At 40.6% G+C, this 19,561-nt stretch carries 25 protein-coding genes and 1 pseudogene; 18 read left to right on the forward strand and 8 right to left on the reverse strand.

Annotated features, from left to right (window positions below; genetic code table 11):
- From tnpB (V757_RS28510) to V757_RS29705, 7 genes are all read right to left on the reverse strand, one after another.
- A partial coding sequence (gene tnpB / locus V757_RS28510; protein ID WP_023953066.1) for an IS66 family insertion sequence element accessory protein TnpB occupies positions 1–396 on the reverse strand: 396 nt, incomplete at its 3' end.
- 186 nt (positions 397–582) lie between these two features.
- Positions 583–1,773, reverse strand: coding sequence for an amino acid aminotransferase (locus V757_RS26285; RefSeq protein ID WP_023953068.1), 1,191 nt, complete (start codon positions 1,771–1,773; stop codon positions 583–585).
- A gap of 17 nt (positions 1,774–1,790) precedes the next feature.
- On the reverse strand, positions 1,791–2,831 hold the full coding sequence (locus V757_RS26290) for an NAD(P)H-dependent glycerol-3-phosphate dehydrogenase (RefSeq protein WP_023953070.1): 1,041 nt from the start codon (positions 2,829–2,831) through the stop codon (positions 1,791–1,793).
- Between the two features lies 1 nt (position 2,832).
- Entirely contained in the window at positions 2,833–3,309 is a 477-nt protein-coding gene (gene secB / locus V757_RS26295) for a protein-export chaperone SecB (RefSeq protein WP_023953072.1), read from the reverse strand.
- Between the two features lie 30 nt (positions 3,310–3,339).
- Positions 3,340–3,600, reverse strand: coding sequence for a glutaredoxin 3 (gene grxC / locus V757_RS26300; protein ID WP_023953074.1), 261 nt, complete (start codon positions 3,598–3,600; stop codon positions 3,340–3,342).
- A 28-nt stretch (positions 3,601–3,628) separates the two neighbouring features.
- Positions 3,629–3,892, reverse strand: coding sequence for a rhodanese-like domain-containing protein (locus tag V757_RS26305; protein WP_245587053.1), 264 nt, complete (start codon positions 3,890–3,892; stop codon positions 3,629–3,631).
- Positions 3,864–3,989 carry a hypothetical protein gene (locus tag V757_RS29705; protein WP_261796562.1) on the reverse strand — a complete coding sequence of 42 codons (126 nt, stop codon included), beginning with the start codon at positions 3,987–3,989 and terminating at the stop codon, positions 3,864–3,866. The genes V757_RS26305 and V757_RS29705 overlap by 29 nt, the downstream gene beginning before the upstream one ends.
- A 185-nt stretch (positions 3,990–4,174) precedes the next feature.
- Here V757_RS29705 and gpmA point away from each other — a divergent pair, with 185 nt between their 5' ends.
- Genes gpmA through V757_RS29815 form a run of 7 tightly spaced genes read left to right on the forward strand, consistent with a single transcriptional unit; the run spans position 4,175 to position 8,887 of the window.
- A complete protein-coding gene (gpmA, locus tag V757_RS26310) occupies positions 4,175–4,921 on the forward strand; it encodes a 2,3-diphosphoglycerate-dependent phosphoglycerate mutase (protein WP_023953077.1) in 747 nt (248 codons plus the stop codon).
- A 2-nt stretch (positions 4,922–4,923) separates the two neighbouring features.
- Entirely contained in the window at positions 4,924–5,367 is a 444-nt protein-coding gene (locus tag V757_RS27715) for a hypothetical protein (protein WP_052019440.1), read from the forward strand.
- A complete protein-coding gene (locus V757_RS27720) occupies positions 5,330–5,719 on the forward strand; it encodes a hypothetical protein (RefSeq protein ID WP_052019441.1) in 390 nt (129 codons plus the stop codon). Before V757_RS27715 ends, V757_RS27720 begins: the two co-directional genes overlap by 38 nt.
- Positions 5,637–6,527: a murein hydrolase activator EnvC family protein gene (locus tag V757_RS27725; protein WP_052019444.1), complete on the forward strand. Its 891-nt coding sequence runs from the start codon at positions 5,637–5,639 to the stop codon at positions 6,525–6,527. The genes V757_RS27720 and V757_RS27725 overlap by 83 nt, the downstream gene beginning before the upstream one ends.
- Positions 6,528–6,540: 13 nt before the next feature.
- Complete coding sequence (locus tag V757_RS0115170) at positions 6,541–8,136, forward strand: S41 family peptidase (protein WP_023953079.1); 1,596 nt, start codon at positions 6,541–6,543, stop codon at positions 8,134–8,136.
- A gap of 6 nt (positions 8,137–8,142) precedes the next feature.
- Positions 8,143–8,565 carry a HesA/MoeB/ThiF family protein gene (locus V757_RS29810; protein ID WP_315970391.1) on the forward strand — a complete coding sequence of 141 codons (423 nt, stop codon included), beginning with the start codon at positions 8,143–8,145 and terminating at the stop codon, positions 8,563–8,565.
- Positions 8,558–8,887: a HesA/MoeB/ThiF family protein gene (locus V757_RS29815; RefSeq protein WP_315970392.1), complete on the forward strand. Its 330-nt coding sequence runs from the start codon at positions 8,558–8,560 to the stop codon at positions 8,885–8,887. The genes V757_RS29810 and V757_RS29815 overlap by 8 nt, the downstream gene beginning before the upstream one ends.
- Before the next feature lie 31 nt (positions 8,888–8,918).
- Here the strand turns inward: V757_RS29815 and V757_RS26325 are convergent, their stop codons facing one another.
- A complete protein-coding gene (locus tag V757_RS26325) occupies positions 8,919–10,679 on the reverse strand; it encodes a M61 family metallopeptidase (protein WP_052019446.1) in 1,761 nt (586 codons plus the stop codon).
- Between the two features lie 154 nt (positions 10,680–10,833).
- On the opposite strand from V757_RS26325, the gene V757_RS26330 reads away from it, so the two are divergent.
- The 11 genes and pseudogenes from V757_RS26330 (at position 10,834) to tnpB (V757_RS0115185) (ending at position 19,561) form a co-directional block, all read left to right on the forward strand.
- Positions 10,834–11,613: an enoyl-CoA hydratase gene (locus V757_RS26330; RefSeq protein ID WP_023953084.1), complete on the forward strand. Its 780-nt coding sequence runs from the start codon at positions 10,834–10,836 to the stop codon at positions 11,611–11,613.
- 145 nt (positions 11,614–11,758) lie between these two features.
- Positions 11,759–12,169 (forward strand): ATP synthase subunit I, encoded by a 411-nt coding sequence (locus V757_RS26335; protein WP_023953085.1) that lies wholly within the window; start codon positions 11,759–11,761, stop codon positions 12,167–12,169.
- 59 nt (positions 12,170–12,228) lie between these two features.
- Positions 12,229–13,117, forward strand: a pseudogene (gene atpB / locus V757_RS26340) (F0F1 ATP synthase subunit A).
- Positions 13,118–13,247: 130 nt separating this feature from the next.
- On the forward strand, positions 13,248–13,490 hold the full coding sequence (atpE, locus tag V757_RS26345; RefSeq protein WP_023953087.1) for a F0F1 ATP synthase subunit C: 243 nt from the start codon (positions 13,248–13,250) through the stop codon (positions 13,488–13,490).
- 152 nt (positions 13,491–13,642) lie between these two features.
- Entirely contained in the window at positions 13,643–14,113 is a 471-nt protein-coding gene (locus V757_RS26350) for a F0F1 ATP synthase subunit B (protein ID WP_023953090.1), read from the forward strand.
- Between the two features lie 12 nt (positions 14,114–14,125).
- Entirely contained in the window at positions 14,126–14,665 is a 540-nt protein-coding gene (locus V757_RS26355) for a F0F1 ATP synthase subunit delta (RefSeq protein WP_023953092.1), read from the forward strand.
- A 36-nt stretch (positions 14,666–14,701) separates the two neighbouring features.
- Positions 14,702–16,243 (forward strand): F0F1 ATP synthase subunit alpha, encoded by a 1,542-nt coding sequence (atpA, locus tag V757_RS26360; protein ID WP_023953094.1) that lies wholly within the window; start codon positions 14,702–14,704, stop codon positions 16,241–16,243.
- Positions 16,244–16,310: 67 nt separating this feature from the next.
- Complete coding sequence (atpG, locus tag V757_RS26365) at positions 16,311–17,219, forward strand: F0F1 ATP synthase subunit gamma (RefSeq protein WP_023953096.1); 909 nt, start codon at positions 16,311–16,313, stop codon at positions 17,217–17,219.
- Between the two features lie 42 nt (positions 17,220–17,261).
- Positions 17,262–18,662: a F0F1 ATP synthase subunit beta gene (gene atpD / locus V757_RS26370; protein WP_023953098.1), complete on the forward strand. Its 1,401-nt coding sequence runs from the start codon at positions 17,262–17,264 to the stop codon at positions 18,660–18,662.
- A gap of 12 nt (positions 18,663–18,674) precedes the next feature.
- The gene (locus V757_RS26375) at positions 18,675–19,112 is read left to right on the forward strand and encodes a F0F1 ATP synthase subunit epsilon (RefSeq protein ID WP_023953100.1); all 438 of its coding nucleotides are present in this window, start codon (positions 18,675–18,677) and stop codon (positions 19,110–19,112) included.
- A gap of 179 nt (positions 19,113–19,291) precedes the next feature.
- Positions 19,292–19,561: an IS66 family insertion sequence element accessory protein TnpB gene (tnpB, locus tag V757_RS0115185; protein ID WP_023953102.1), complete on the forward strand. Its 270-nt coding sequence runs from the start codon at positions 19,292–19,294 to the stop codon at positions 19,559–19,561.

Consider the following 19,561-nt stretch of genomic DNA (forward strand, 5'->3'; position numbering starts at 1 on the left):
AWCAGWACAATAACGATAGATACCGGCTTCACCTAAACGATGCCAAGGCAGCCCCAAGGCTAAGGCCTGCAGTTGTTCTGCTGACAGTGCCGGATTCATCCGTGAGCCTGCACCGTGAAAGCGTCCTTCATGTAGTCGACGAACACATAGCCACGACCCCATCGCATCGTGCATGAGTAATTTAAGAAGCGTGTGCGTGCGATTCATAAACACATAGGCTTCGTGAGGTGCCACCTGACCAAAGCGCTGAATTGCCTTAGTGCGCAAGGTATCCATCCCTGCTCGTAAATCTGTCGCCTCACTCACCAGGATGATTCTATCTAGTGCCAGTAGGCTAGACGCTTGCTCTTGAATTCCCACTCGTTGGGCGGTCTCGATACGCATTAAAGACGGCATTGATTTCTCCTAACATACACAAAACCTTAGTGTCGCGCAATTTAGCAGGAATGAATACATGTGTTCACCGGACGCTTACGAAGCGCTTAAGCATAATGACCTTAGAAGTGGTCTTGAATGAGACTAACATGATCCCTAAGCAAGTAAGTGACGTGAAAAGGGATGAATGACATCAAGGAATTGAGCTTACATGACTTGTGCAAAAGCATCAGCTACATAGTCAATATTAGATTCATTTAGCCCAGCTACACACATACGTCCAGAGCCCACTAAATAAATCGCAAATTCATCTTGTAAGCGCTGTACTTGTGCAGGGTTTAAACCCGTATAACTAAACATGCCTCGTTGTTTAATGAAGTAATCAAAATTACGGTTTGGTTGTTTTGCTGTTAAGGCTTGGTGTAATTTTTGACGCATGTTTTTAATACGATCTCGCATAGTGGCGACTTCGTTTTCCCATTCCGCAAATAGCTCTGGTGTATTTAGTACTTGAGCGGTGATAAAACCACCATGAGCCGGAGGGCTAGAATATACACGACGGACGCCTGCTTTTAATTGACCAAAGACAAGAGCTGCTTCTTCACTGTTTGGGCAGACAACGCTTAAACCACCAACACGTTCACCATAAAAAGAAAGATTTTTTGAGAAAGAGTTGCTGATAAAGAGTGATAAGCCTAGATCAATCGCTTTTTGAATGGCGTACGTATCTTGTTTAAGGTTATCTCCAAAGCCTTGATAGGCAATATCCATAAATGGAATCAGCTGTTTGTCTTTGATGACTTGTAAAACGATATCCCATTGTTCATGGCTTAGGTCAACACCTGTCGGATTATGGCAACATGGGTGCAGGATGAGGATGCTTTGTGGGGCCAATGATTTAAAGAAATTGAGCATTTCTTCAAATTTCACATCAATTTTTTCAGCATCATAGTATGGGTATGTACCTACTTCAAAACCGGCACCTTCAAAAATACTTCTATGATTATCCCACGTTGGGTCACTGACATAGGCTTTGGATTGTGGGAACCATTTTTTTAGAAAATCAGCCCCAATTTTCAGGGCACCAGAGCCACCTAGTGTTTGGATGGTGGCGATGCGATTTTCTTTTAAAGCTGGATGATCAGCACCGAACAGAAGGTTTTGTACGCCAGTGCGATAGGTAGCTAAACCCTCCATCGGTAAATAGCCACGAGGGTGTGCTTGTTTCGCTCTGTCAATTTCAGCTTTTCTTACACTAGAAAGAACGGGGAGTTTGCCATTCTCATCAAAGTAAATACCGATACTTAGATTGACTTTATGTGCTCTAGGGTCGGCATTGAATTTTTCAACTAAGCTGAGAATGGGATCTCCTGGATAAAACTCAATATGTTCAAACATAATCTTTTTCCTGTAACTTAACGAATTTCTGGTTTTGCTTCTCTGGTCAATAACTCATGAACAGCTTGAGTCGGCGGATAGTTGTCAAAGAGTATATGACATACAGCTTGGGTAATTGGCATGTCAATCTGGAGTTGCTGAGCGCGTAAAAAAGTATCTCTGGCGCTTCGAACGCCCTCTGCTGTAATTCCTGATGCCACTATATCGGATAGTGTTTGTCCTTTTGCTAAGGCTAGTCCCACTTGGCGATTGCGTGATAGATCACCAGTTGCTGTCAGCACTAAATCACCAAGCCCAGTTAAGCCAGCAAATGTTTGAGCGTGTCCTCCCATAGCTAGACCTAAACGCGTGATTTCTGCTAGTCCACGTGTAATGAGTGCGGCTCTAGCGTTGTGACCTAGTCCTAAACCATCAGCAATGCCACAAGCAATGGCAACAATATTTTTGAGTGCTCCTCCAACTTCTACACCTATAATGTCATCACTTTGGTAAATACGACAAAAATGATTATGTAACACTTGGGTGGTACGCTCTTTTACTACTGTGCTATGACTCGCTATAGTGAGAGCAACAGGTAATTGTTGTACCACTTCTTTAGCAAATGAAGGACCTGATAAGACGCCATAATATGGAAATAGGCTGACAGACTTTACCACTTCGTGAGGTAGTAAACCACTGCTTTGCTCAAAGCCTTTGCATGTCCAAATAATTGGAATATGGCTTAATTGTTGGTTGGATAATAACTGATACCAATGAGCAACCGTTTCACGCATGGCTACGACAGGGACCCCAAGAATAATTAGTGCTTGGTTGGGTTGTTCTGCCAAAAAATGGATAGCGAGTTGTTCATCATGAGTGGCTTGTAATGATGGGGGGAGGGGTAAATCAGGTAAATATCGTGGGTTGGTATGGTGAAGGCTAATATGCTCAGCTTGATCTTGATGACGGCACCATAACAGCGTATTGCTATTGACAGAAGACGCTGCAGCTAGGGCAGTACCCCAGCTGCCCGCACCAATAACGAGAGTACGTAAATCGGATGCGGTTGCTATTTTCATGTTACTGTTTTGTTTCTTGTTGAGCAGCTTGGATATTTTGCTCATATAGTGTTTGGAAATTCACCTCAGCTAGGTGCAATGGAGGTAATGAAGTACGATTGATAATATCGGCAACATTAGCACGTAGGTAAGGGAATAACATAGAAGGGCAAACAATACCTAATAGTGGGTCAAGCTGTCCATCATCGAAATTGGCGATTTCAAAGATACCTGCTTGAGTTGCTTCTAATAGATAAACAACTTGCTCAGCAATCTTTGTGGTGATGGTAACGCGTACAGTTGATTCAAACACTGTTTCTGCAAGACGTTGACCACCCACATTAAGCGCAATTTCTACGTTTGGTGCTTCTTGTTCTAGGAAAATGTGAGGTGCATTAGGCATTTCTAATGACACGTCTTTTAAATAGACACGTTGTAGCGCAAAGGCTTGCTGGTTTTGTTCTGCATCTGGTGTTTGTGCTGTATTTTCGGTTGTCATCTTAATTCCTTATAGATATAAATGGTTGGACTATGCTGAAAGCATAGATACGAGTTTGCCTTCTGCATCTAATGCATGAATATCATCACAGCCACCAACGTGAATTCCATTAATAAAAATTTGAGGAACAGTAGTACGACCTGATGAGCGCTCAATCATTTCGGCACGAGCCTCACGATTTGTTTCGATATTAATTTTTTCTAAATCTGTTACGCCTCGCTCTTTTAGCAGTTTTTCTGCACGCATACAATAAGGGCAAGTTGTTTTATAGTACATCGTTACTTTACTCATAGTTGTCACCTTTAGAGTCATTGTAGAGTTATGCTTTTGAAGAAGATCGACTTTTAACTGGTAGACCTTCACTCAACCATTCATTTAACCCACCTTTAATCCAATAGACATTCTCAACATTTTGCTTTTTCAATAGTTTAGCGGTTTGTTGTGCGGTAATGCCTTTGTCACAGACGAGAATTAAAGGTTTTTTAGGAAGATCGGCTATTTTACTTTCGATACTATCCTTGGGAAAATTCTTAGATTGGGGTATAGATGATTTTTTAAAGTTCTTCTTGGGGGCGAATATCAATAAATTGAGCTTTTTCGGTATTTGAAAGCTGAATGGCCTCTTTGGCAGAAAGTGCTCCTTGACCGTTAGCCCCTCTTTTGGCTGTAAAAAGTAGCATGAAACCAGCAATAGCGCCAAAAATAAATATAAAAAATAGTGTTTTGATAGTATAAAAAATCCACAGCTTTGTCCTATTTAAGGTAATTTTTGAACTTAATTTAGTGATTATAAAGTAGCTAAAGATTTATAGAGAATAGTTCGCTAAAATATACGAAAATTGTTTAACTTTTTTTGGAAATAAAAATGTATAAAATTGTTTTGATGCGTCATGGTGAAAGCCAATGGAACTTAGAAAACCGTTTTACAGGTTGGGCTGATGTCGATATTACTGAAACAGGTCGTCAACAGGCTTGGGATGCAGGTAAGCTATTAAAAAGTGAAGGTTATACATTTGATGTGGCTTATGTTTCTGTCTTAAAGCGAGCTATCCGTACCTTGTGGACAGCGCTTGATGCTATGGATATGATGTATTTGCCTGTGAAAAAAAGCTGGCGATTAAATGAGCGTCACTATGGTGCTTTGCAAGGGTTAAATAAGGCAGAAACAGCAGCAGAATATGGTGAGGAGCAGGTGCTTATTTGGCGTCGTGCCTATGCGATTGCACCGAATCCATTAAGTTTAGATGATGAGCGTCATCCTCGCTTTGATGCACGTTATGCAGGTTTGAAACCGGAAGAGTTGCCACGTACTGAATGTTTAAAAGATACGGTAGCTCGTGTGATTCCAATTTGGAATGATGAAATTGCGGCAGATATTAAAGCGGGCAAAAAAGTCTTGATTACGGCACATGGTAATAGTATCAGGGCATTAATCAAGTATTTAGAGGATATGAGTGAAGAAGAAATTTTGAAGCTAAATATCCCAACAGGTCAGCCATTGGTTTATGAGTTGGATGAAAATTTAAAGCCAATTCGTCATTATTATTTAGGTGATCAGGAAGCTATTGCAGCGGCATTAGCTGCTGTTGCTGCACAAGGTAAAGCTAAGTAAACGTGAAACGCTGTATTTTTGTTTTAACAATATTGGGTTGGACTGTGCCTGTTTATGCACAGTCCATCTCTAGTCTGAGTGCTCAACAAGCACAAGTAGAAAAGCAACGAGCCGAACTACAAAGTCAGATTAATAAACTTAACACCCAAATCAATAAACAAGAGACAAATCGTAAAGATGTCCTTGAGGATTTACGTCAATCAGAAAGTGCTATTTCTGATATGAGTCGTAAGCTTGATAGTTTGCTAGACAAAGAGCAAGAAGCTAAAAACGATTTAAGTGACGTGAAAGAGGAAGAAAAAATACAGCAAAATATTCTAGAGGAAAGTCTTAATGATTTAGCTGAGCAGCTAAAAGAACAATATACGAGTGGTATATCACCATGGTCGGCATTATTATCTGGAAAAGATGCGCAAAAAATTAAGTCGAGACTTTATTTACCTTAGCTATATTTCTAAAGCGCGTGCTAAGTCAGCAGAAAACCTCAAAAAAGAATTAAACCGTTTAGCCGCCGTTAAAAAGAAGGCTCAAAATCATCAGAAAAATTTGAGCAATTTAGCGAGTCAAACAGCTCAAGCGAAAAAAGATTTAGAGAAAGAGCAGCAAAGTTATCAGAATAAACTGAGCAAAATTGAAGGTGACATCAAAAAACGCCGTCAGCAAGCGGGTCAGTTAAAAGAGGATGATGCTCGTTTAACTCGAATTATCGCTGGTATTGAAAATAATATCCGTACACAAAGAAGAGGCATTAAGGCAAGCGGAAATTCGTCGCCAAAAACAGGCAGAAGAGCGGCGTAAACAAATTGCTGCAGAGCGTGAACGAAAAGCGGCTATTGCTCAAGAACAGGCTAGACTAGCACAAGAGCAATTACAAAAAGCGAAAATATTAAGAGAGAAAGCAAGACAGGCTCAGATGGAGGCGATTGCAAGTCAAAGAGCGGCTGCTGCGAATGTCAAAAAAGCAGAGCAGGCGTTTGGTTTTGCCTTAAGTCCAGCAGAGCAAGAAATAGCTAAGAAAAAAATACAAGAGGCACTTGATCAACAAAAACGCGCGCAACAATCTATTACCTTGGTGCGTCAACAGTCGGAAGAAGCAGAGATTGAGCGAGCGAAAGCAAGAATTGCACAAGAAAAAGCGAGAGAGGCACAGTTATTATTAGCTAAAGCTAAGGAAGATGATAGACGTGCAGAAGCTTCTTCTAGTAGTGATATTAGTAAAGGGTTATCACGTGGATCTCCATGGCCTATTCGTGGTAGTTTGGCTGGTAGGTTTGGACAGACACGACCTGATACGGGTGATGTTTGGCGAGGTATTTTAATTAATGCATCGGCTGGGGCTCCAGTTAAGGCAGTTGCAAGTGGTCAAGTGGTATTCGCCAATTGGGTAAGAGGTTTTGGAAATTTGATTATTGTCGATCATGGCGGTGGCTATATGAGCGTTTACGGTTATAACCAGAGTTTGTCAAAAGGTGTCGGTGATACTGTAAAAACGGGTCAAGTTGTTGCTAGGGCTGGCTCGACTGGTGGCCAAGTTGAACCTGCTGTCTATTTTGAAATTAGACAAGGCAGTAGACCTGTCGATCCATTACAATGGTTAGCACAATAAGAGGAGAATTAAATTGTTAAGCCGATTATATCGAATAATTATTATAGGGCTTTTCTCTAGTGGCTTAGTCTATGCTCAGGAAGAGGTTAAAGGAACTACTATTCCTGATTCATTGCAAGCGACACCAGTAGATGCTGAGCATGATCCAGCACAAGCTTATGAAGAGTTGCGTCGATTTGCACGAGCTTTTTCGTTGGTCAAAAATCAATATGTTGAGCCTGTTAGTGATAAAGAGCTGATTGATGCAGCTATAGCAGGTATGGTGGACAAATTAGATCCTCACTCTGCTTATCTTGATAAAGAAGATATGATTGATTTACAAGAAGAAACCGACGGTGAGTTTGGTGGTTTAGGTATTGAGATTGGTGAAGAAAAAGGTTATATCAAAATTATTTCACCTATCGAAGGGACTCCAGCGGCTAAAGCAGGTGTTTTGCCGGGAGACTTAGTGGTAAGTATTAATGATGTTAATACAAAAGAAAAAGATATTAGTGATGTCATTAAAATGTTACGTGGAGAACCAGGTTCAGCCGTGACATTAAAGGTGAGTCGACAAGGTAAGCTATTAGATATTCATTTAAAAAGAGAGCTGATTAAAGTCAAAAGTGTCCGTAGTAAATTAGTGGGCGATATTGCTTATTTCAGGTTATCACAATTTCAAACAAATACCGTTAATGACTTAGTGGCACAGATCCGGTCTATTAAAACTACACCAAAAGCCATTGTATTAGATTTGCGTAATAATCCAGGGGGATTGTTAAATGTATCGGTAGGGGTGGTACAAATTTTTGCAAATACACAGGGTTCAATCGTATCAACCAAGGCTAGAAATCAGGTGGTCGAAGAGTTTTCCCGATATATACCAGATAATATCTTGCAAAATACTGCCGTACTTAAAAATCTCCCTCCGTGGTTGCACTCTGTGCCAATGGTGGTATTGATTAATGTTGGATCGGCTTCAGCATCAGAGATTGTGGCGGGTGCTTTACAAGACTTTAAACGAGCTACTATTATGGGTAACCGTAGTTTTGGTAAGGGGTCTGTCCAAGTTGTTATGCCGATTGATGATGAGACTGGTATCAAATTAACAACAGCACGCTACTATACTCCGAGTGGTCGTTCAATTCAGGCGACAGGCATTACACCTGATGTAGTTGTGTCTGATACAGAAAAAGGTGATTTATTTTCTTCGCCAAGAGAAGTAGATTTAGATGATCATTTATTGCATGAATCTGTCCCAGAGAAAAAAGCTGAAACTAAGCCGGTTGATAATACAGAGGTAAAAATTGTTGATGCCAAAAATATGTATGAGTTTGGTTCAGATCAAGATTTCCAGCTTCAACAAGCGATTCGGTTTTTGAAAGGAGAAAAAGTCAACCAAGGCGTCATTCAAGCTCAATCAGACGGTGCTACGGTGAGTGGTGTGGATTCTCGAGTGGGGATGAAGCATGAGAGTAGGGATGCTAAAGAAGTGACTAAGGACGCTAAAAATAAAGAACTCTCCGATAAGGGATCATCAACCTCGGTACCTTCTTCAAACTTAAATAAAGTACCAGAAAAAGCTTTGGATAAAGCCATTGATAAAGTGCTTGAGCACAAAGGTGACTGACCAGAGATGAATGATGAATTCATGTTGCGTTATGCTCGTCACCTAATGCTAGAAGATTTTGGGTTTAAAGGGCAAGAACGTTTAAGCAATAGTAAGGTATTGATATTGGGTCTTGGTGGGTTAGGCTCACCGGTCGCAATGTATTTAGCTGCAGCTGGAGTGGGGCACTTGACGTTGGTTGATGATGATGACGTGGAATTAAGTAATTTACAGCGTCAAATTATTCATAAAACTGACAATATAGGATTAAGAAAAGTTGACTCCGCTCGTCAAACGTTATTAGCACTTAATCCTTTAGTTCAAATAAAAACTTTTCCTAATAGGCCATCTTTAGATGATATGACCGTACTGATCCAAGAGGTGGATTTAGTTTTGGATTGTAGTGATAACTATAATACTCGTCAGGTACTTAATAAAATTTGTGATTGACTTAAAAAAGCCATTAGTCGCAGGAGCAGCCATAAAGTGGGAAGGGATGGTGACGAGTTTTGATTTTAGGGAACCTACGAGTCCTTGCTATGCTTGTCTATTTGATCCAGAAGATAATCTGGCACCTGATAATTGTGCTACGTTAGGTGTTTTCTCTCCATTATTGGGTGTAATCGGCAGTATGCAAGCGGTGGAAGCTATTAAACTGTTGATTGGTGAGGGTGATACTCTAGTTGGGAAATTAGCCATTTTTAATGCCAAAACAAGTACTTGGCACTATCTCAATATAAAAAAGAACACTTATTGTGCTGTGTGTCAATAAGTGTTCTTGATGTGCTTAATAATGTGATAGCTTAAATTTTTTTAAGTACAAACTTAATATCTTTAGTTTGTAATGTGCATTTAAAACATCTTAATTCATCGCGTCTAAAAACATGGATATCTAGGGTATCATCTGGGCGATATCGTTTGAGTAATGTATCTAGATTTTGCCCATCAACACGGATATAATCAATAGCTACCAAGAAATCTCCAGCTGATAATCCAGCTACATGGGCATTACCACCTTCAATGACATGTGTAATCTGACATTGACCATTTATATTTTTAGTCTTTATTTGTAGGCTGTTGTCATTTATATTTTCTTTTTGAAGTTCGACTTTAAATGGCGCCCAAAGAGTATCTAATGGAATATCTTCTGTCCCAAGAGCATAACATTGAACGAAAGATTGTGTATTGACTCCTGTTGCTTCATGAATCAAATCGACAACATTCTCTTCTTTTAAGCCCTTTTGAGTGGCTTTCTTATAGAAATCACGTCCATATTTTTTCCAGAGTAAACGCATAAAGTCATCAAGAGATTTTTTGCTCTCTGTTTTATGACGAATCAGTAAATCCAACCCTAATGCCACTAAAGAACCCTTCGTGTAGTAACTGATAATGGCATTTAGAGAATTCTCATCTTGTTTGTAGTATTTTGTCCAGGCGTCAAAAGAGCTCTCAGCGACACTCTGTTTTAAGCGCCCAGGGCTTGTATATACTGAGTTAATCGTTTTTTGGAGTAGGCTTAAATAGCGTGTTTCATCAATGATGCCTGTGCGTAAGAGCACTAAGTCATCGTAATAAGAAGTAAAGCCTTCAAAAATCCATAATAGCGGTGTTGGAGTCGCTTGTGTGAGATTGTAGGGAGCAAAGCGTTGTGGTTTTATGCGTTTGACATTCCATGTGTGGAAATACTCATGACTAATCAAACCCAAGAATTGGCAATAACCATCAGTCATGCCTTCTTGTCCAATAACCGGTAAATCGCCACGAGAGGCAACTAGTGCCGTACTTGATCGATGTTCTAGGCCACCATAATCTGTTCCTGTCACCATCGTCATAAATACATAACGGTCACTACTGTCTAAAAAGGGAGCTTGATGTGTTTTAGGCTCAAAGAAGTTAATTTGATACTCACAAATTTTGGCTGTATCTCTCGCAATTCGTTCTAAGTCTACATTTGGGATAAGTCCCGTAAAGACCATTTCGTGACGAGCTCCACAAACAACAAAGCTAATAACTTGTGGCGTACCCATTTCAACAGGGTGGTCAATCAAGGCATCGTAATTTGGGGCAACATATAAACCAAAGCCATGATGTTTTGCTCCCCCTTTTTCTTTATTTGCCTCTGGGAGACTAGTATAGACTTTCCAGTCTTGACGGTGGGTAGGAGGATTGATATCCAGATAACAAGGAGAGTCTTCTTGTCCATGTACTTGTAAAAAAACACTGCTACCATTAAAAAAACCATGAGTTTCATCTAAATGGGCAGCACGCACAGATAAGTCCCAAGCATAGACGAGATAAGAGACGGTAATGGGATGTTTAGTGCCTTCAATTTGCCAGCTATGGTTATCTAACTTGGCAATATCCAAAACTTTTTTATCAGTGCGAGCAGTGAGTTTTTGAATATGACGAGAAAAATCACGTACTAAATATGAACCAGGAATCCATGTGGGCAAACTAAGAATTTGGCCATTCTTTTCTGGTTTTTTAATGTGAATTTCAATAGAAAAAAGGTGTCCAGCAACATCAGCAGGAAAAATACGGTACAAAATGTCTTTCATGTGAATTTCTTCTAAAAAAGAGATCGTTAAAATGGTTATATATTATGAATATATCCTGAATTTCACTAATTGCATAGTCAAATGCTTTTCGGGATAATAATTGTTGATTTATATTTAAAATAGTTTACTTTTTGTGGTGTATAAATTATCGGAGACCATTATGTCAGAACAGTTAGTACTCTCAACTATCCAAGGTAAGGTAGGTATTCTTACGCTTAATCGTCCTAAAGTGCTAAATGCATTAAATAATGACATTATGCTTGCCCTAAGTAATGAGTTGTTAGCATTAGAGAAAAATGAAAACGTACATGTTATTGTGCTAACAGGTAGTGAAAAAGCATTTGCTGCAGGTGCTGATATTTCGGCGATGCAAAAATGGTCATATATGGATGTTTACAAATCTGATTATATTGGTGGCTTCTGGGAGACAATGAAGACTAGCATTCGTAAGCCCGTTATCGCTGCTGTCTCAGGGTATGCGCTAGGTGGTGGTTGTGAATTAGCCATGATGTGTGATTTGATTTATGCTGCTGAAAACGCCAAATTTGGTCAGCCAGAAATTAAGCTAGGTACGATTCCTGGTCTTGGTGGTACTCAACGGCTTACTCGTGCCGTAGGTAAAGCTAAGGCAATGGACTTGGTGTTAACAGGTCGTTTTATGGATGCTCAAGAAGCCGAAAGTGCTGGTTTAGTTGCAAGGATATTGCCTAATGAGAATTTCTTGGATGAGGTTATCAAGATTGCTGACGGTATGGCAAATTTCTCTTCGCCAGTACTAATGATGGCCAAGCAATGTGTTAATGCGGCACTAGAAACAACCTTGGAGCAAGGCTTAGCTTATGAGCGTCGTGTATTTCATGCAACATTTGCCTTAGAGGATCAAAAAGAAGGGATGTCAGCATTTGTAGAAAAACGTGCGCCAAACTTCAAAAATATGTAACGAAATTACTTGAAATATTTGCTTTTGAGGCCGAAACAGGCTATACTCTACAAGATTGAGTTTTTGAATCAAGTGTAACTTATTTGACACTTAATGTATTGATTTTGTGATCAAATAAACGCAGGCGTTAACATAGGAATCTGGTTTGACAGCCGTAAAGCTAAGCACAGAAGAACGCATTCGTATGAATGCCCATGCAGCAAAAGGGCTGGTGCAGATACTGATGGCACAATTAGCTTTGCTGATTGTGGTGTCTCTGTTGGCTGGGCTAATTTCAGGTAAGTTGCCTATGTTATCGGCTTTTGCGGGTGGGATGGCGTATTTCATTCCAACAGCATTAGTGGTAGTGAGGATGTTGATGCGGTTGTATGCAAATGCAGATGCATCAGCTGGTACGCTTTTTATTGCTGAGGGCATAAAAATTGTTGGTACCATTCTGTTACTAGTATTGCTGGCAAAGTTTGCTGCTGGTTTTATTGTTTGGCCGGCGTTGTTGCTTGGTTTGATTTCGGTCATGAAAGCATATGTATTGTTGCTTATGTTTCGCAAGATATAAGCAAGGTTAAAAATTTATCTTTGGTCTTTAAGAGATTGGTCTTTGGGGGAATAGGGCAAATGGCTGCAGCAGAAGGCGTATCACCACAGCAGTATTATATTCAGCACCATTTAGTACATTTTAATAATGTAGGTGAGAAGCAAACCAATATTGCTGATTTTGGTATTATTAACTATGACTCTTTGTTTTGGTCTATTGCTACTGGATTAGTTGTTATTTTTGTGCTTTATTTGGCTGCTCGTAAAGCAACTAATGGTGTTCCAGGTAGATTCCAAGCTGGTGTTGAAATGGTTGTTGAAATGGTTGCTGATCAAGCAAAAAGCATTGTCAATAACGCAGAGTCTCGCAAATTTATTGCTCCACTGGCGTTAACAGTGTTCTTATGGATTGTTGCTATGAATGCGCTGGACTTGGTTCCGGTGGATTTGTTGGGTCAAGTATTCTCATGGATTGGGCTAGCTGGTGATCACCATCATCATGGTCCTTTGTATTATCATCGTATTCTTCCTACAGCGGATTTAAATATTCCGTTAGGCATGTCTTTATGTATTTTGCTTCTTTCTTTTTACTATGGTATCAAAGTAAAAGGTGGTGGTCATTTTGTTAAAGAATTGTTTACTGCGCCATTCCATGCTCATGGTGTGGGCGCTATCTTATTAGTTCCAGCTAACTTTTTATTAAATTTGATTGAATATGCTGCAAAAACCGTTTCGTTAGGTATGCGACTTTTTGGTAACATGTTCGCGGGTGAATTGGTGTTCATGCTTATTGCCTTGTTGGGTGGTGCGTGGACTGGCTTTAATGCATTGAGTCTTAGCTTGGGCGTGGGGCACGTGTTAGCGGGATCAATCTGGGCTATTTTCCATTATTTTGATTATCTTGTTGCAAGCATTCATTTTTATGATGCTTACACTGGTCTATTTAGGCCAGGCGCATGAGGGTCACTAAAGGTTTGTGCCTATAGACGGGGTATTCTTTGTCTATAGGCTCTTCGGTAAGGCGATTTATTGATTGTCTTAGTTAATTTAAGTAGTTTTTTCATCTTTTTTATTTAGGTTCATTACCACAAGGAGTTGTTATGGCCACATCAGCTTTCGTAGCTCTTGCTTGCGCTTTTATTATTGGTTTAGGTGCTATCGGTGCGTGCATCGGTATCGGAATCATGGGAGGCAAATATTTAGAAGCTTCTGCTCGTCAACCAGAGTTGATGAATGCATTACAAACTAAAATGTTCTTGTTAGCTGGTCTTATTGACGCTGCGTTCCTAATCGGTGTTGGTATTGCGATGTTATTTGCGTTTGCTAGCCCATTTGGTGCTTAATAACTAGCAAGAAATTTACCATCAGTTTGGTGGTTAGTGAACTGGATGAAGTGATGTAGGACTAAAAAAGTCCTCATCCCACTCAATTCAGTAAGAGAATTCCAGGTGTTGCGTGCTAGTGGCACCTTAACAATAGCAAAAGGGAAACGACCGTGAATTTAAACGCGACGCTCTTTTTCCAGATGATTGTCTTTTTCATCTTAGCTTGGTTCACAATGAAATTTGTGTGGCCTCCGCTAATCAAGGCAATTGACGATCGTCGACAAAAAATTGCTGAAGGCTTAGCGGCTGCCGATAAAGGTAAGTCTGATTTGGCCCAAGCACAAGCTCGTATTAGTCAAATTGAGCAATCAGCCAAAGCTGATAATCAATCAAGATTAGTCGAAGCTGAGAAACAAGCGACTTCTATTGTGAGTGCTGCTCGCGAAGAAGCGGAAGCAGAACGTGCTCGTATTCTAGCTCAAGCAAAACAAGATGCTGAATTAGAGATAGAACGTTTACGTGGTAGCTTACGTGATGAAGTAGCTGCTCTTGCCGTTAAAGGTGCAGAGCAAATTCTTCGTCGTGAAGTCGATGCAAAAACCCATGCTGAGTTGTTAAATCAACTTAAAGCACAGCTTTAATCTAGGATCATCATGGCTGAATTATCAACAATTGCTCGTCCATATGCTGAAGCCTTGTATGAGGCTGCTAGTGCGAAAAATACCATTTCGCAATGGTCTACTGCATTGAATGAACTAGCTCAGATATCTTCAAATGAAGATGTTAGAGAAGTGATGACTGACCCACGATTATCTAAGGTGCAGCGCAAGGACTTATTGCTTGGTTTAGTGAAAAGTGCTATGCCAGCAGATGCATCAAATTTTATCGATCTATTAGTCGAAAATGATCGAGTAATCACTTTACCCGAGATCGCAGAGCAATTTGAGGTTTTGAAAAATCGCCATGAAGGTTCTGCTATTGCAAAAATCGTTAGTGCTTATGCATTAAGTGATGAGCAAGTTAATGAATTATTAGTGGGTTTAGAGAAAAAATTTGGTGTTAAACTTAAGCCCGAAGTAACAGTAGATAACTCAATTATCGGTGGCGTACGCGTTACCGTGGGTGATCAGGTATTAGATACATCCGTGCAAGCACAATTAATACGTTTGCGCGATACATTGGCAGCTCAATAAGCGCCATAGAATAACAGGATTTCAGGAGTCTTGAATATGCAACTCAATCCGTCAGAAATCAGCGAATTGCTAAAAAGCCGAATCGAAGGCTTGGGTGCTTCTGCCGATGTTCGTACACAGGGTACTGTAGTTTCAGTAACCGACGGTATTACACGTATCCATGGTCTATCAGATGTGATGCAAGGTGAAATGCTTGAATTTCCAAACAACGTGTTTGGTCTAGCTCTTAACTTAGAGCGCGACTCAGTTGGTGCGGTTATTCTAGGCGATTACACTGGCGTATCTGAAGGTGACTCAGTTAAAACAACAGGTCGTATTTTAGAAGTGCCTGTTGGTCCAGAACTTTTAGGTCGTGTGGTAAATACATTAGGTCAACCAATTGATGGTAAAGGACCTATCAACGCAAAACAAACAGATATTATTGAAAAAGTAGCGCCAGGCGTTATTGCGCGTCAATCAGTATCACAACCAATGCAAACAGGTATTAAGTCTATTGACTCTATGGTACCTATTGGTCGTGGGCAACGTGAGTTGATTATTGGTGACCGCCAAACTGGTAAAACAGCTGTTGCTGTTGACGCTATTATCAATCAAAAAGGTACAGGCGTTAAATGCGTGTATGTTGCGATTGGTCAAAAAGCTTCTACAATCAACAACGTTGTGCGTAAGTTAGAAGAGCATGGTGCTCTTGAGTATACAATTGTTGTTGCTGCTGCTGCATCTGATTCTGCAGCGATGCAATACTTAGCTGCTTATGCTGGTTGTACAATGGGTGAATACTTCCGCGATCGTGGTGAAGACGCTCTAATCGTTTATGACGATTTAACAAAACAAGCATGGGCATATCGTCAAGTATCATTATTATTACGTCGCCCACCTGGACGTGAAGCGTATCCTGGTGACGTATTCTACTTACACTCTCGTTTATTAGAGCGTGCTGCTCGTGTAAATGCTGAATATGTAGAAAAATTCACTAATGGTGAAGTTACTGGCAAAACAGGCTCACTAACAGCGTTGCCAATTATTGAAACACAAGCTGGTGACGTTTCTGCTTTCGTACCGACAAACGTGATTTCTATTACTGACGGTCAAATCTTCCTAGAAACAGACTTATTTAACGCAGGTGTACGTCCAGCGATTAACGCGGGTATTTCGGTTTCTCGTGTAGGTGGTGCAGCACAAACTAAAGTTGTTAAAAAACTTTCTGGTGGTATCCGTACTGACTTAGCTCAGTATAGAGAGTTAGCGGCATTCGCTCAATTCGCATCAGATCTTGATGAAGCTACTCGCCGTCAACTAGAACGTGGTAAACGTGTGGTTGAATTATTAAAACAACCTCAATACGAGCCACAAAAAGTTTGGGAACTTGCTGTATCACTATATGCAGTGAATAATGGTTACCTAGATGACGTAGAGGTGAGCAATGTATTGGCTTTCGAGAAAACGTTAAAAGACGAACTAAGACACAATCATGCTGACTTAGTAGATCGCATCGAGAGCACAAAAGAGCTTTCAAAAGATGATGAAGCGGCGTTAAAAGATATTTTAGCGAACTTCAAAAAATCGAGCTCTTTCTAAAGACTCAAGGTGGGGCATACCTAAGTAATTAGGTATGCCTAGGTTAGCAATCTCCTAGGAAAGCGACATGGCTGGAATTAAGGAAATCCGTACTAAGATCAAAAGTGTACAAAATACACGTAAGATCACAAAAGCGATGGAAATGGTAGCAGCATCTAAAATGCGTAAAGCGCAAGATAGAATGCGTGCTGGTCGTCCATACACGGAAAAAGTACGTGAGATTGCCATGCACATGATGATGACGAACCCTGATTACACTCACCCATATTTGGAAGAGCGTAAAGAGGTTAAGAGCGTTGGTATCGTGCTGGTAACCACAGATAAAGGTTTATGCGGTGGTTTAAATACAAACATTACTCGTTTAGTATTAAATCGCTTAAAGGAATTTAATGCAAAAGGAATTAGCGTTCAAGCAACGGCTTTTGGTAACAAAGGTGTTGGCTTCCTTACTCGTTTAGGTGTGAACTTAGTTTCTCAGCAAGTAAATCTTGGTGATAAACCAAATTTAGAATTATTAATCGGTGCACTAAAAGTGCAGCTTGATGACTACATCAATGGCAAAATTGATGCCTTGTACATTGCGACGAGTGATTTCGTTAATACAATGCGTCAAGTTCCTACTTTTGTTCGTTTGCTACCATTACCTGATGGTTTGCCTGATCCGTTTAATACAGAGGCTGGTAGTATAGTGGCAGATGAAGGTTCAAAACATGAATATAGCTGGGATTATATTTTTGAACCAGGTGCAAAAGAGGTTATTGATAGTTTGCTACACCGCTATGTTGAGGGTGTGGTATATCAAGCAGTAGCCGAGAATATGGCGTCTGAGCAATCTGCTCGTATGGTAGCGATGAAGGCTGCATCAGACAATGCTAAAAAGGTTATTGGTGATTTACAATTGGTGTACAACAAAACACGTCAAGCGGCAATTACCAAAGAAATTTCAGAAATCGTGGGAGGAGCCGCTGCGGTTTAGTCCGTACGGTTACTTTCATAGCGTTAACAGTAAGGAAACAACATGAGTAACGGAACCATCGTTCAGTGCATCGGCGCCGTGGTGGATATTCAGTTCCCACGCGACAATATGCCTCATATTTATGAAGCACTTGTTCTAGCAGACACCAATGAAAGTGGATATGCTGAAAAAGGTTTAACATTAGAAGTACAACAACAACTTGGTGACGGTGTTGTACGTACAATTGCACTTGGTTCAAGCGACGGTTTACGTCGTGGTATGTCAGTAGAGCGTACTAATGCACCAATCTCTGTACCAGTAGGTAACGGTACACTTGGTCGTATTATGGACGTATTAGGTCGCCCAATTGATGAGGCTGGTCCAATCGCTCACGAAGAGAAACGTAGCATTCACCAAGCAGCTCCTAAGTTTGATGAATTATCACCATCTGTTGAATTGTTAGAAACAGGTATTAAAGTAATTGACTTAGTTTGCCCATTCGCTAAAGGTGGTAAAGTAGGTCTATTCGGTGGTGCCGGTGTAGGTAAAACCGTAAACATGATGGAATTAATTAATAACATCGCTAAGCAACACTCAGGTTTATCTGTATTCGCAGGTGTTGGTGAGCGTACTCGTGAAGGTAATGACTTCTACCACGAAATGGAAGAGTCTAACGTACTTGACAAGGTAGCGATGGTATTTGGTCAAATGAACGAACCACCAGGAAACCGTTTACGTGTTGCCTTGACTGGTTTGACCATGGCTGAAAAATTCCGTGACGAAGGTCGTGACATTTTATTCTTCGTAGATAATATCTATCGTTATACACTTGCAGGTACTGAGGTATCAGCACTGTTAGGTCGTATGCCATCTGCTGTAGGTTACCAACCAACACTAGCAGAGGAGATGGGTGTATTACAAGAGCGTATTACATCAACTAAGACTGGTTCTATTACGTCTATCCAAGCGGTTTATGTACCTGCGGATGACTTAACAGACCCATCTCCAGCAACAACGTTCTTACACTTAGACTCTACTGTGGTATTGTCACGTGATATTGCTTCTTTAGGTATTTATCCAGCGGTTGACCCTCTAGATTCAACTAGCCGTCAGTTAGACCCACACGTAGTAGGTGAAGAGCACTATAACGTAGCTCGTGCTGTTCAACAAACACTACAACGTTATAAAGAATTACGCGATATTATCGCTATTCTTGGTATGGATGAGTTATCTCCAGAAGATAAACAAGCGGTGGCACGTGCTCGTAAGATTCAACGTTTCTTATCACAACCGTTCCACGTTGCTGAAGTATTTACTGGTTCTCCTGGTAAATATGTTCCACTTTCTGAAACAATCCGTGGTTTCAAAATGATTGTTGAAGGTGAGTGTGATGCATTACCAGAACAAGCCTTCTACATGGTTGGTTCAATTGACGAAGCCTTTGAGAAAGCTAAAACCTTATAATAAGGATTAAGTATGTCGACTAAATCAATTAAAGTTGACGTGGTCAGTGTAGAAGAATCTATCTTTTCTGGTGAGGCAAAGATGATTGTTCTACCTGGTGAATCTGGTGAATTAGGTATTCTTCCAGGTCATACGCCACTGATTTCACGTATTCGTCCAGGGCAAGTAAAAATTGTTCATGTGGATGGTTCGGAAGAACTAGTTTTTGTGGCTGGTGGTCTTTTAGAGGTTCAACCATATGCAGTAACTGTGTTAGCTGATACGGCGATTCGTGGTGCTGATCTTGATGAAGCTAAAGCGTTAGCTGCTCGAGAAAAAGCTGAAGAGTCTCGTCGTAATGCTAAGACTAAAGAAGAAATTGCTGTTGTTGAAGCTGAATTGGCTATGTTAGCGGCGCAAGCACAAGTGGCTCGTCACTATGCAAAAAGTAAACAACGCCATCATCAATAATTAGTGTAATTGTTGCATTTAATTGTACAAACCCACATCTGTGTTGAATGGATGTGGGTTTGTTTATGGTGATTTTTAATAATTTATTAAGATTGGCTACGTAAGCGTCCGGTGAATACATGTATTCATTCCTGCTAAATTGCGCGACACTATGGTTTTGTGTATGTTAGGAGAAATCAATGCCGTCTTTAATGCGTATCGAGACCGCCCAACGAGTGGGAATTCAAGAGCAAGCGTCTAGCCTACTGGCACTAGATAGAATCATCCTGGTGAGTGAGGCGACAGATTTACGAGCGGGGATGGATACCTTGCGCACTAAGGCAATTCAGCGCTTTGGTCAGGTGGCACCTCACGAAGCCTATGTGTTTATGAATCGCACGCACACGCTTCTTAAATTACTCATGCACGATGCGATGGGGTCGTGGCTATGTGTTCGTCTGACTACCTGA

Origin of the sequence: Pelistega indica (genome assembly GCF_000506865.1) — a bacterium.
Taxonomy (GTDB): Bacteria; Pseudomonadota; Gammaproteobacteria; order Burkholderiales; family Burkholderiaceae_B; genus Taylorella; species Taylorella indica.